This is a genomic window from Prevotella nigrescens (assembly GCF_031191185.1).
Taxonomy (GTDB): Bacteria; Bacteroidota; Bacteroidia; order Bacteroidales; family Bacteroidaceae; genus Prevotella; species Prevotella nigrescens.
Map to the genome: position 1 here is coordinate 1,577,183 of NZ_CP133465.1, position 14,301 is coordinate 1,591,483.

Annotated in this window: 12 protein-coding genes; 1 reads left to right on the forward strand and 11 read right to left on the reverse strand. The window is 33.8% G+C overall.

Translation table 11 applies throughout. The annotated features are described in order from the left end of the window. Positions 1-116: 116 nt before the first annotated feature. Complete coding sequence (locus RDV52_RS08950; RefSeq protein WP_004365970.1) at positions 117-1,778, forward strand: AMP-binding protein; 1,662 nt, start codon at positions 117-119, stop codon at positions 1,776-1,778. A 283-nt stretch (positions 1,779-2,061) separates the two neighbouring features. Here the strand turns inward: RDV52_RS08950 and RDV52_RS08955 are convergent, their stop codons facing one another. The 11 genes from RDV52_RS08955 to RDV52_RS09005 form a co-directional block, all read right to left on the reverse strand. Beyond that, positions 2,062-3,171: a nucleotidyltransferase domain-containing protein gene (locus RDV52_RS08955; protein ID WP_040556999.1), complete on the reverse strand. Its 1,110-nt coding sequence runs from the start codon at positions 3,169-3,171 to the stop codon at positions 2,062-2,064. A 22-nt stretch (positions 3,172-3,193) separates the two neighbouring features. Continuing rightward, on the reverse strand, positions 3,194-4,162 hold the full coding sequence (locus RDV52_RS08960; RefSeq protein ID WP_004365967.1) for a UDP-GlcNAc--UDP-phosphate GlcNAc-1-phosphate transferase: 969 nt from the start codon (positions 4,160-4,162) through the stop codon (positions 3,194-3,196). Between the two features lie 12 nt (positions 4,163-4,174). Beyond that, positions 4,175-5,089, reverse strand: coding sequence for an NAD-dependent epimerase/dehydratase family protein (locus tag RDV52_RS08965; RefSeq protein ID WP_004365966.1), 915 nt, complete (start codon positions 5,087-5,089; stop codon positions 4,175-4,177). Between the two features lies 1 nt (position 5,090). Further along, a complete protein-coding gene (locus RDV52_RS08970) occupies positions 5,091-6,233 on the reverse strand; it encodes a glycosyltransferase family 4 protein (protein WP_004365965.1) in 1,143 nt (380 codons plus the stop codon). Positions 6,234-6,246: 13 nt separating this feature from the next. After that, entirely contained in the window at positions 6,247-7,359 is a 1,113-nt protein-coding gene (locus tag RDV52_RS08975; RefSeq protein ID WP_004365964.1) for a glycosyltransferase, read from the reverse strand. Between the two features lie 4 nt (positions 7,360-7,363). Further along, the gene (locus tag RDV52_RS08980) at positions 7,364-8,290 is read right to left on the reverse strand and encodes a glucosamine inositolphosphorylceramide transferase family protein (protein ID WP_004365963.1); all 927 of its coding nucleotides are present in this window, start codon (positions 8,288-8,290) and stop codon (positions 7,364-7,366) included. A gap of 356 nt (positions 8,291-8,646) precedes the next feature. After that, a complete protein-coding gene (locus tag RDV52_RS08985; RefSeq protein ID WP_004365962.1) occupies positions 8,647-9,546 on the reverse strand; it encodes a glycosyltransferase family 2 protein in 900 nt (299 codons plus the stop codon). Next, positions 9,546-10,592, reverse strand: coding sequence for an acyltransferase family protein (locus tag RDV52_RS08990; RefSeq protein ID WP_004365961.1), 1,047 nt, complete (start codon positions 10,590-10,592; stop codon positions 9,546-9,548). The genes RDV52_RS08985 and RDV52_RS08990 overlap by 1 nt, the downstream gene beginning before the upstream one ends. 3 nt (positions 10,593-10,595) lie before the next feature. Further along, positions 10,596-11,738 (reverse strand): EpsG family protein, encoded by a 1,143-nt coding sequence (locus RDV52_RS08995; protein WP_004365959.1) that lies wholly within the window; start codon positions 11,736-11,738, stop codon positions 10,596-10,598. A 47-nt stretch (positions 11,739-11,785) separates the two neighbouring features. Beyond that, on the reverse strand, positions 11,786-12,991 hold the full coding sequence (locus tag RDV52_RS09000; protein ID WP_004365958.1) for a glycosyltransferase: 1,206 nt from the start codon (positions 12,989-12,991) through the stop codon (positions 11,786-11,788). A gap of 5 nt (positions 12,992-12,996) precedes the next feature. Beyond that, positions 12,997-14,301, reverse strand: coding sequence for an HAD-IIIA family hydrolase (locus RDV52_RS09005; RefSeq protein WP_004365957.1), 1,305 nt, complete (start codon positions 14,299-14,301; stop codon positions 12,997-12,999).

Genomic DNA, 14,301 nt, shown 5'->3' on the forward strand with positions numbered 1-14,301 from the left:
CACTTTGTTGCATTAAAGAAGTTGCACAAATTAACAGAAAAAGTGCAATTGCTGCACATATATTTTTGAAATGTGCAAAAAAATGAATACCTTTGCACTGTTTAAAGACATTTATAATGCAACAGATTCCAAGTTTTAACGAATTAATAGAGAAGAGTGTCATTGAACATTGGGACTTAGATGCTCTGACAGACTATAAGGGAAAGACGCTTCAATATCATGATGTTGCTCGTAAAATAGAGAAGATACACATCATGTTTGAGGCAAGTGGAGTGCAAAAAGGCGATAGAATCGCTCTTTGCGGACGTAACTCTTCAATGTGGGCTGCTGCTTTCTTGGCAACGCTTACATACGGAGCAGTAGCGGTACCCGTTCTGCACGAGTTTACGCCAGAACAGATACACAACATTGTGAACCACTCTGAATCGAAGATACTCTTTGTGGGCGATGTCGTTGCTACGGAAATTGACGCTACAAAGATGCCAGCACTCGAAGGCATTATCTATCTTCCCGACCTCTCGCTCACGTTGAGCCGTACCGAAAAGCTTACATATGCACGCGAACATCTCAACGAAATGTTTGGAAAGAAGTACCCAAAGTATTTCCGCCCCGAGCATGTTCACTACTATCGTGAACAAAGTCCAGACGAGTTGGCACTTATCAATTACACCAGCGGAACCACAGGAAACTCGAAGGGTGTAATGATTCCTTATCGTGCAATGTGGAGCAATGCCGACTTTGCACGCAGCGTATTGGGCTCAACCGTTAAGCCAGGCAGCCATATTATCAGCATTTTGCCAATGGCACACATGTACGGTATGGCTTTCGAACTTATCTTCGAGTTTATTGCAGGTGCCCATGTCTTCTACCTGACACGTATGCCTTCGCCTGCAATCATCGCACAAGCACTTGCCGAAGTGAAGCCTGCGCTTATGATAGCCGTACCGCTCATTATCGAGAAGATTATTCGCAAGCGTGTGTTCCCAAAGATTCAGACCAACCGCATGAAGCTGTTGCTGAACACACCTGTAATTCAGAAGAAGGTAAAAGAGAAGATTTGCGAACAGGTAATGCAAGCTTTCGGTGGTAATATCTATCAGGTTATCATCGGTGGAGCAGCCTTGAACCGCGAAATAGAAATGTTTTTGAAAGACATAAACTTCCCATTCACGGTGGGTTACGGTGCTACCGAGTGTGCGCCAATCATCGGTTACAGCGATTGGAAAGAGTTTGTGCCAACATCGTGTGGTAAGCCTGCCTTGCACCAAGAAGTGCGCATCGACAGTGTAGACCCAGAAAACGTGCCGGGAGAAATCCTCACGAAGGGTCCTAACGTGTTGCTTGGCTACTACAAGAACGAAGAAGCTACCCGCCAAGTACTCGATGCCGATGGCTGGTTCCATACTGGCGACCTCGGAACAATGGACGCCGACCAGAACATTTATATAAAGGGACGTTCCAAGAATATGCTTTTGGGCAGCAATGGACAAAACATTTATCCTGAGGAAATTGAAGATAAGCTCAACTCGTTACCGCTCGTAAGCGAGTGTCTTGTGGTGCAACGTGGCGAAAAGCTCGTAGGTTTGGTTTATCCAGACCTTGAAGAAGCAAAGGAACTTGGGCTCAACGATGCCGATATAAAGAACTTAATGGAAGAAAACAAGAAGCAGTTGAACGAATTGACACCTGCTTATTGTAAGCTTTCAGATATAGAGATATTGAACGAAGAGTTTATAAAAACGCCAAAACGTTCTATTAAGCGTTACTTGTACAAGTAGTCTTGGCACAGCAATGATATTAGAAACCCTCTTCCAGCGTGTAGTTGGAAGAGGATTTTTGTATACCTTATCATCTTGGCAGAATAAACTTACACACTTTTAAGGACACTACCAGCAATATATAATAATAGATTATCATCAGTATGATAACAGACTTTTGCCAGTGAAATAAAAAAGGCAACCAAGCATCGTTACTTAGCTGCCTCAACAAAAATTATTCTTATGAAAAGAGTGTGTAAAGATTTTCTTTTTGTTTATTGGTTGTTTTATATTACTGTACGTATCACCTTTTTATTGCTTGGAGAATCTTCTTAGGAATCTCTTTCGTAATAAGTGCAATGTTTTCTTTTCTGCTAAGATTAAATAGATGATAATAATGGGACAGTTTTATATTCGTTTGTTCAATATAATACTTTATCCCTGACCTTACTTTTGTTGTACGACCATATTTCCCAAAGTTTCCTCTCTTATACACAACGTTAAGAATGTATTTCTTTCTTTTATAATCTTTCTTCGTCAGTGTATAGGGAAATTCTGCTTCCGGCAAACCTATCTCGTCTACGAGGACTGTTCCAATTGCAGTGAATGCCTTGAGGAAATCTAATCGTGTTAGTATTTCTATAAGCTTTGCCTTGTCAATACAATTCTTTCTGTCTCCTTCTTGTTCAGCCATTGCAGCTATGTGGCACAATATTGCAACATCGCAGAATTGGCGAAGCCCCACACCTAATTCTATAAGGTGATGGAACAGATGAAGAAAAGTATAAGCAAGATTTAGTGTTGGATTTAAAGTTGGGATTTTTTTATTATCAATGAATGTATAACTCAACGGCTCGGAGTTTATCAGATTGTCGAAATATTGTTGATTTTCTGTATTGGCAAACTTGTAAAGTGTAAAATGTAGTTCGAATAAGGTTTTATTAAATAGGAAAGTATAATGCTGTTCCGATTCATCACGTTTCGGTTCTACATTTAATTCTTTATGCAAAATACTAAGTAATCTTTCTAAATCTTCTGCAAAACAGTAGAAATCAATATCTCCACCTACTCGATGGAGTGGGCGGGGGTAGGAGTTTGCTATTGTTTGCCCTTTTACAACAAAGAACTTTATATTGTGTTTCTCTAATAACTCGGTAAGGAATATTAGATTTTTATTAAGGAGTAGATTTGCTTTCTTGGTGTTTTCCAAATTTCCAAATGCAACCAAAGCTTCTTGCTGTGGAAGTTTTACGTTGTTGTTGATAAGTGAAGAATATACCAACCCATTTACAGTCTGCATATTTGCAATATTCTGTAAAGCAGAGAAATCTTTTTTATCTATTGACGAAAAGCTAAGCTGTTCGCCCCATAGTTCATTATGTATTAACTCCTTTAGCAGTTTAGTATCGCTCATAAACATTTTATAGTATCATATATTATACTATTTTTGATTTTAAGTATTCGATATGCAAGTAATAATACTTTTTCATAAAGATAATATAGATGGTGCAAAGAAGCGTTAGAATGATGAGACTATAGATCCATTTATTAGTTTCTAAGAAGATTAAGCCACAACTAATTAACAACTGTGTAAACATATATATAAAAGACACTAATATATGAGGAATTTTTAATTCATTTGCCATCAATTGGAACAGATGCTTTCGATGGGCTTTACCCAAATTTTCTTTGAGAATGATACGATGGCAAATAGTTAGAGATGTATCTATTCCATAAATGGCCATTAGCATTATCCAATAAAAATCTTTAGTCTGTAAAATCAATTTTCCAATGATGAAGATAAGAATAAAAGCAACTGATATAGAACCAACATCTCCAGCAAAACATTTTGCAGTTTTTCTAAAATTGAAAAAACAAAACACAAATAAACTTATTCCGAATACTAATACTAAATGCTGATCTATGAAATTCATCTTGGAATTTAAATAAATTAAAGGTGCAAGCACTGCCAATCCATAACCTCCAGTAATTCCATTTATACCATCCATAAAATTAAAAGCATTGATAATGCCTGTACAGAGAACGACAGTTAAAACGATCATCCACCAACTATCAACATTTAAAATTCCCCATTGATATGCTATCATAAATGTTGCAACTAAATGTATTGAAAAGCGAATCCGATTTGAGACAGAATGCACATCATCAATAAAACTTATAATGCTAATAAGTAGAAGTGAGATTATAAACCATAGACTACTTAAACCAAAAAATATACAATAGAGAACAATAGATAATGGAAATATTACACCACCACCACGTAATGTTATTCTACTAGACGACCCTCTAAGATTAGGTTTGTCAATAATATTGAACTTTTCTGCTATACGAAAATAAGTAAGTTCTAGAAGGATTAATAATATTGTGATAATAAAATATATCATTGAATAGAATAATTACTTGTTTTGGAATGATAGGATAGTGTTAGTTAAGCCTTCTTCTATCGAGATTGGTAATTTAGAAAGACCTAATGCTCTTTTAATTTTTTGGTTGCTAACAACATAATTTTCAGTTAATTTGGTTAGACGTTCTGTGTTTAAAGGAAGGTTTATTAAATCACCTATTTCTGCTAAAAACAATATTAGCCATTTTGGCAAGTACCAAATATGTACTTTCTTTTTATTAACCTTACAGATAATATTTATTAATTCATTTGTTGAGATAGCATTGTCATCGGAAATATTATATATCCCAGAATTTACTTTAGTATCCAATAATGAATTTACGATGTAACAAACATTTGAAATAGAGGCAAAAGAACGCCTATTCTCAAATTTACCAAGTGGCCATGGGATATTTTTATTCACTACTTGATAAAGAAGATTTAAGTTTCCTTTATTGCCAGGACCATGCATCATACAAGGCCGAAGAATATAAACATCTTTGTTGTCTATAGTTTTCGAGAGGATATACTTTTCAGCTTCATACTTACTTTTACCATATGCACCAATAGGAGTTGCTGTCACATCTTCTGTCAGAATACCGTTCTCTATATAGTCTGCTACTGCTTTTACAGAACTAAAGAAAATAAATTTTCTTGCTTTAGAAGATAAAAAAAAGTTGAATATTTCTTTTGTTAAATCTCTGTTTACTTTAAAATAAACCTCTTCTCCGTCTATTTTTTTCAAATCATGTGCTTTACCAGCTAAATGAATTATAGCTTCAACTTCTGGTATCTTTTTTGAATAAAGGTCTTTCCAGGTATATTCGTCTCTTCTACCCAAAGTAAATACAGTATGACCCTTTTTTTCAAGATATGGTTTTAAGTTTTTACCAACAAATCCTGTAGCACCTGTTATGAGTATTTTCATATTAATATAATTTTTCTATTTCTTTCCAAACAATATGATTCTCGAAATTATTACGCACCCATGTTCGTGCTTTTTTACCATCTATGCTCGTTCCTCCATTATGGATATGACAGATTGCTGCAGCAAGTTGATTAACATCGTGTTCTACAAACAAACCAGTTAATCCTTCTTGGATAGAGTCACAACAACCTGTGGCACGTGTGGTTATAACAGGCACTTCCATTGATTGAGCTTCCAATACTCCTGTTGGAAATCCTTCACGATAAGAGGCAAGTACATATACATTCATCATCGAATAGAAATACTCCATATCTGAGTTTTGGAAATCTGTCCATACAATCTGAGAATCGCTCTTAATATCCTGCTGGATATCATCAGGAAGGGCATCACGTACTTCGAACATACCAACTAAGAGAAGTTTATAATGAGGATTATCTTTTTTTACGTTACGGAAAGCCCTAACTAATTCTATGATTCCTTTATCACGCACCAAACGTCCAGAATATCCAATAACCCAATCATTATTATCAATTCCCCACTTTTCTTTCATAGTAGCAAGTTTATTGGGGTCTATGTTAGCTGGATTGAATTTCCCTTCTGTATCAATGCCACAACATGTACCTTTATGGAGGATAAGTTGTTTATATAGAGGTGCCAAACGGTCTTCTATTGAGTGTTGCAGAACAGATGGAGATACACAAACTATCTTCGTAGCACATAAAGAAGCAAGCCGATCCACACTCATAAGAATAAATCGCTTCAGCCCATGTGATGTTTGATAAACAAGCCCATGCCTAAAGTATATTCTGTTTGGAACACGCATTAACCACCCTGCTACCATAGAAAGCAATCCACCCTTAGGTGTGTGTCCCACAATTATACCTATTTGCTTTTCCTTTATATATCGACAAATACCTATTATCGTTTTGAAATCCTGTAGAATATTTATTGATCTTAGAACTGGTAACACCCGATAATTAAAGCCATTCTCTTTAGCATAATCATCTAAATATTCAGACGCAGAGCACACTACATGGAAACGAAATCCTCTATTCCTAAAATATTTAAATTGTCCTCCGACAAAATAAGGGAGGACAAAATAGATATTCACTACATGAAGTATATTTTTATTGTTGTATTTCATTATGTTTATTTATTCATTTCTGAAATTCACTTACATTGGTATATATATTGTTATATCCCCAAACCGTCTTACTAATATCAAATTCCAATGCTCGATTATAACAGCGGTTGGCAACTTCATCATAATATTCCTCGCTTTCTGCTAATTGTTTAATCTTATTAGCCAAAGCCTTGGCATCTTCATGCGGAAAAAGAATACCATATCCTTTTGTAACCTCTCGTAAGCCATTTACATCAGAGGCTATAAAAGGTTTATGCGCACTCATACCTTCCACATTACTAAGACTCAAGCCTTCCCAGTGAGAAGACATAACGATAATATCTGCAGCCTTCAAAACATTTGGTATATCTGTTCTTAATCCAAGAAACCGGACTCTGTCATCTACGCCTAACGACTCAGACAACTGTCGAACTTCTTCCATACGTTCGCCAACACCAGCAAACCAAACTTCAAATTTATTTTTATTCAAAGAGGATAGGGCTTTAACAACAGTGTCTTGGTCTTTAGCATCTCTAAAACCAGCAACCATTAAAATCGCTTTCCTATTTTCTTTAAGTGTTAGAAATTCATTATTAGGAGTAGCATTACAGATGGCGTAAACGTCCACACCATTATTAATAGTGGAAATATGCTTATAGCAAGGTTTTGTTTTATCTATCCAATCACCTCCCATATATTCCCTCAACTTTTCTTCTGCAACTCGACTTATGCAAATTACATGGTTGTATTGTCCATACATCCAACTTTCAATCGGAGCATACCACTTCCATTCACGTTTGCGATTAGAAGTTGTATGTTCTGTAGATACAAGTTTTCTGTTGCGATATAAGTTGGCAATTGCAACAAATAACTGTGGTGAAGAATTGTGTGTATGAACAATATCATATCCTTTCATTATCTTCATCAGCTTTAATATATAAAGTGGATTGTATACACTATGCCCCAATGCATATATCTTCGTTTGTGGACTTTCCACTTTCAATCTTTGCATTAATGGTGTTTCCGTACCATTAAAGATACATAAATCCACAGTATGTCCTAATGTGCACAATCTTGGAATCAAGTTAACAACCAATGTTTCTGCACCTCCTATTTCTAAAGATGTAATAACTTGGAGAACCTTCATCTGTTTATATTAAATTAAAACGTTTAAGCATCTTACGAATCCAAATTCTATCGAATCCAAGGGCATCTGTAACGGTAACACCTTTATACGAGTTAAAAGTATGGCAGCCTATATTTAATCTTGGGTGTACAGAATATATTCTTCTGATTTCTTTAAAACTAAAATCTGTTATATCTGTTTCCTGAAGTGTTACTGCATGCCCATATTGGAAATTACACTCTTGAGTTGGACGTATAAGTTTATTTTTATAGTAAAAGAAACTTCCAGACATACGTGCTATATTTTCCTTGAAAGAAATTTCTTTTAGAAACTCAAACAGTTTCTCTTTATAAGACCATTTATATATATGTAAAATATTTCCATTAGGATTTTCTCTTGGTGTGCAGAATAAATATAAGTGCTCGTTGATTTTAATAGGAACAGCATCTTCAACAGCTTCATCTAATACACCACATAAGCGTATTATTTTATTCGATTCTGGGAAAAACTTATATATGTATAAATGTCCGCTTTCTCCATTTTCAGGCAATAAATAAACATAAGGTTCTGCTGAACTTTCATAATCGGTGTCAATACCTTTTATAAAATCCTCTAAGTTACTATCTTTTCTTATAATTAGAGGAAAAGAGAGGTGCGTTAGTAATTCTAAAATTACATCACATTTTAAAAGAACATTTGTTATTCTATCAATTGTAAGTTTAGAAATACGCCCTCTATTGATAGGCCTATAGAATTCTTCAACTAATAAAATAATTTCTTTTTCTGTTACTTCTAAAACAAATGGGTCAGCAAACCAAGAGTTATTATATTTATGGATTATCCATTTTACATCAATCGCATCGCCATTAATAATATCCTCAATAGAATTCTGAATAAATCCCACATTCCAACGTTCGTCGGTAAGTTTCTTTATCTGTGTTTTGAGAAACATTTATGATTCTTCCTTTATTGCTTTACTTATAATTAGTAAGATTGAGTTTTCTATGTTTTTACAGATATTATTTACCAGCAATGAAAGTGTAGGATAATTCTTCTTTTTTTATACTTTAAGAGGGGAGAAAAAGTCCTTATTATGTAAAAGAAAACTCCTAAAAAAATGTAAGCCACACTCTCGTAATTCAAAAGCGGCTGTTTTGTGCGGTAAAACAGCCGCTTTTACCGTGTAAAAGAGCCACTTTTAAAGTACAAAACAATAGGTTTTGTAATATTTTGACATACAGTTAGTTAGACTAAAACCACGCCTGTAAAAAACATTTACAAACTTGAAGCGATATTTACACCTATAACTTATTTCTTTTTAATTCTTATACGGTCTTTAATATGGAACAACCAACCTATTGGAGATAGTCCTATCCAAAAAGGATTTATTCTTTTTCTTATTTTCGATTTATCCTCAATACAGAAATAAAACCTCCAATAGTTTATGACATTTCTTATTTTTTTATATATAGATATATTAAATTCGTTGTATTCAGCATAAGTCCAAGTTGTTAATATTGGACTATTCATTCTAATCTTAGTAATATTTGCTGATAAACCATTTTCTTGATACTCTGCTGTGTATATGAATTTATCAAAATAATGGAAAAGATATTTATGAGAAATTAGTAACCATTCTAAATCTTCTGGACAGAATCTTTCGTTTTCTATTTCTGGAAATGGTATTTCTTTTAAGACAGAGGTTCTAAAAACCTCTTTCATATCTTGATTTATTCTCCATTTGTTTCCAAATTCAGTAAAAGTACATTCTTCTGTCGTGAAAGGAATTTCTGTTATAGAATTACTTTCATTAATGAAATTATCAAAACCAACAATTGCACCTATTTCCTTTTTATCTTTTATCTTAGCAAATTCATTGGCAACTATTTCAATAGAGTTGTTTGGTAATAAATCATCAGAGTCTGCTATAAAAAATAATTCTCCTTTCGCTTCTTTTACACCTTGATTTGTTGCAGTATGTTTTCCCCCATTCTCTTTATAGAAATATCGAATTGGAAAAATATTCCTTTGCTCTATTATTATTTTCTCTATAACTTCTTTTGTATTGTCGGTACTCCCATCATCAACAATAACCCACTCAAAATCTTTGTTAGTTTGCTCTTGTAGGCTTTTATGCAACCTTGGAAGCAGTTTTGCCCTGTTATAGGTTGGAGTGAATACGGTTATCAGCATATTCTCTTTTATCATTATTGTTGCTTAGACAAATAGGAGATTATTATATTCCATACAGCTATTCGCACTTTATCTAATAGGATAGAAATAAAAAAAATGCCTAAAATGAGCAATGTAGTGGAAATAAGAAAACATTCTATACTTTCTGTTACCGAAAAGTTATTTATAATTTTCCCATAATAAGGACGCAAAAGTAATTCATTAGCATGTAAAAGATAAACAGAGAAACATGATATTCCCACCCAATTAATAGTTTTACTTTTTATAGATATTCGACTAAAAATAATTACTAATAACAATGATTCCAATAAAACTAAAGGATTGGTATAAGTAAATAGTCTTCCTGCTATTGGAATTCCTAATCGAGTTACGACAAAAGCTAAGGTTGCGATAAATAATACAATACTAATGTAAACCGTTATATATAGCTTCTGACTTATTTTATTTATGTCTGGTAAAAGGTATTGTCTTGTATACTTTGCTGCAAGATAAAGAAAGAAAAAAGATACTGCAGAATACCCTCCTCCGATCCACTGTACGCCATCAATGCTAAGCCATCCATAAATAGTTTGAAATATGAAGAAGGCAATAAGGAAATAACCAAGTTGCTTTTGTGAAGCCCTTTCCGCAAACGTATTTAAGATAGGAGAAAATAAATATAGTCCGATATATGCTTTGACAAACCAATAGTCAGAACTATGAAACATAAAGAAAGTAAGAAGTGCATCTGTATTTGTAATTAGATTAGAAGAATAAATATAAAGCCCTATGAAAATAATACTTGTAAAGAAAAAAACTTGAAAGATAAACTCTGAAAACCTTTTTAAATTTACCTTTATACCAAACCAACCTGATAGTAAAACAAAAATATTTACACATGCAGTAGAAAACGATTGAGACAGAAAGATGCCAAAAGAGCTATAAGGAATACTTATAGAATCTTCATGAGTAGGAACACCTAAAGCTAAGAATGTTGCATGAGTAATCATGACAAGTAACATTGCTATGATTCTGAGTAATTCAAAGTTACTCTCTCGTTTTTGGGGGGAATTTTCTTTCATAGTTTATCGATAGAATTTATCCATATCGTATTTAAGATCATATTCATACCTTTCATAAATCCATTCTGCAGCTGTATGTCCAGGAGTGAGGAAAGTTTTGTATGGACACATATTAAAAGACCATTCAATAGTTATTCGTAAAAATAGAACTAAACTAACTGCCATTATATACAAGTCGAAACGATAACGTTTACCATATTGGGTCATTGATAACTGAGTTAATGAAAGTATTAAACCATATATGAAATACCAACTTAAGCGTCCACCATTATCAGAACGAATAAACAATAATAAAACAGCACAAAATGCTAAGGCTATGTTGTATAAAACAATACTTTGTTTGGTATCTGGTAGATATTTATAAGACTTTATCAGAAAAAAGAGAAAAAATCCCGCCTCTAAGATATAGGCTATTCGTGCATCTCCTTGAACTGCATAATCAGCATGCGCTGCACGAGTTGATATATCATCAAAAAGATTATAAAGGTTACTTGTTATTCCTGTTACACCAATAATAAAGCATACAGACATTAATAATAATATACGTGCTTTTGGGTATTTTTTATTTGCAATGAAATACATGGGGAAGAAAATAATAGCAGAATTATGGAATGAAAACGCTGCAATGATAATAGCACAGTACTTTAAAAACTTTCTTTCGATGATATACCTAATAGACAGTCCTATAATAGCAGCAGCGAACATTTGCCGAAGATATGTAAAGGAGAAATAAAATACCAATGCCATAAACAAAATAGATGCCAAGGGATAATTTTTAGCATACTTTCTGAAACTATGCAAGATAATGGCATACATGCAGATGGTATAGAGGAAAATAAAAATATATCTGTTGCTTGTTATATGGGCTATTGCCCAGTTAAGTCCTATATAGCCAAATTCAGTATTATATGCTTGATAAATACTGGAAGATGTTATTGGAATACCTATTTTTAACTGGTCTGCCAAATTGTCGAAAAGATCGCCATAGATATAACGATCATAACCGCCTAGCATATCTCCCAATCCAACAAATATAGCTAATGAAATAAAAAAGAATAAAAAGGGTTTATAAGAAACCTGTTTATTATTTTTATAATAGAAGTATAAGATAACAGGAATAAGAAAAAGAATGATATATATAATCATATTAGTGTATCATTTGAAGGAATAAATCAGTGAAATATTTGCCTTTATTAGAAGAATCCAAATAACTCTTTTGATACCTTTTCTCTGTTATGTTCGGTTAGTACACACTTTCTTCCTTCAGCAGCAATTGCTTCATATTTTGTTCTTTCATGAGGAATTTCTTTTAGTACTGATATCAATTGTATAGCATCTTTATATATCACACACGATTTATTGTTTTCGACGGCAATATTTTCCATTGCATATGGTGTTCCTATTACGAGAAGTCCATTTGCAAGTGCGTCCAAAACTTTCCCTTTTGTTCCTGTTCCGACAGATAATGGATTTATTTGGATATCATGCTTAACGATTTCTTCTATATAGTCTGGAGCAAATTCTATTAGATTCGCTTCATAACCAAACTTTCTAAGTTCGTTTACTTTTGCAGACCAGCCTTTCCCCAATATTGTTAGTTCATAATGTTCCTTAAAGAACTCTTTATCAGCATTATCAAGATTCTGAAGCATAGAGAAGAACTCGTTAGATGCTTCATACGAATACAAGTCATATCTTCCTGCAATCAACAAACGGATTTTAGGCTGATGAAATCTTATTTCTCGCTTAGGGTTTTCTATTTCATAATGAGGATGACGTAAAAAATGAGCATCTATAGTAGGGTTTATACGTTTCACAAACTCTGCATCTGCATCACCAACAAAATGATATTTGATATTTTTGCTATTGTCATAACAACTCTCCATACGGTAGTATTTAATATAATTCATAACAACACGAAAATATTCTGCATAATGCGATAAAGTAAACGGCCGTCCTATCCTTCGATACCAATGTAAACAATAACTATCTGGTGTCGTGTGAATTCGTTTGAAATTTTTAAACTGTGAAAGTATACCAGAGAATTCTTGACAATACCCCCATACCACATCAGGATGACTATTACAAATTTCTTCAACAATATACCTTGGTAAACGAATATAATAACTTATAGGAAACCTGAGTAAGATTCGTATAAACGTTAGATGTAATTGAAGAATAAACTTATACCACCAAGGCTGTTTCACAAGCTTAATTTTGATATTTAATTCATTCTCAACCTCCTTTATAGTCTCATCAGAAAGATTATTCTGATTATAAGAATAAACAGTTATCTCTATATCAGAAGGTCTCTTTATCATTAAGTGATATGGATGTCCCGATGGACCACCCATATTCTCTTTATAAGGAGTTACTGGGGATATGAATACTATCTTCATATATGTTATCTATTAAATATATCACACACACAGTTTAAAAGAGATGAAGGTGTATTGCTCTCCACTAAAAACACCTTGGCACAATTGGCATTCTTGCCAGCCTCTATATCACTTTGACAATCGCCTATCATTATAGATTTTCCCAAATCTATATTCAGGTCTTGAGCAGCACGATGAAAGAGTCCAGCCTTAGGTTTACGACAATCACATTCAAACTTCAACTCTGCACGTTCACCTTCAAATCCTTTATCAGGATGGTGAGGGCAATAATAAATAGCATCAACGAAAGCACCTTCATATCCAAGTAATGTCTCAAGCTTATTATGTATAATATCTAACTCTTCAAATGTACATTCTCCACGTGCTATAACAGGTTGATTAGTGATAATAATGGCAAGATAGCCCGATTGGTTGATTAGCTTGATGGCTTCTGCAGCACCAGGAATCAATTCCATTTGTTCAGGACTTTTTAAGAATCCAATATGCTTGTTTATAGTTCCATCACGATCAATGAAGACGGCTTTCTGTTTATTTTTAAGGTTTCTTGCATATACTCTTCCCTCATTAATATCCTTCTCTGTTTCTGCGAAACGTTCAGGAGTCCCCATATCCTTGATATATTCAGGAGTATCGTATGCAAAAATCTTTCCACTATTGATATTAGGGCGCAACACATCCCGATCTAAATCAATCTTTTCAGGGAGTGAAAGGTCTTGAGCAGCATATAGTTCTCTTACAGCTTGTAAAAGTTGAGGCGATATAATCTCTATTCCTGCATTTACACGATTCTTATAAAATCCTTGTTTATCTTCTTTTACAATCCATGATATAACTTTATTTGTCGTATGTGGAACTTCACCTGAAATAGTTGGTAAAGTTTCTGTGACCAAGATACTACTGTCATGAGGATGCCCATTAGGATGAGAGATTAGGCTTGCCCAAGATGAATGTTCTTTATGGAATTGGATGAAACGATTAAAATCTATATTAATCATAATATCCCCACACATTAATAAGAAATCTTCATTGAGATTCATCTTAAATAAAGCACCAGCTGTTCCTAAAGGGTGGTTTTCCGTGAAATAACTAATGTTTACACCAAACTTTTTGCCATCACCGAAGAATTCTTTTATTTTTTCTCCAAGATAACCAATAACAAGGGTAATATCTGTCAATCCACTATCCTTAAGATTCTCAATTTGCCATTGCAATATGGGTTTATTACAAACTTCTATTAGAGGTTTTGGCACATCAGCTCTCACAGAAGCGATACGCGTTCCCTTGCCTCCTGCCATTATTACGACTTTCAT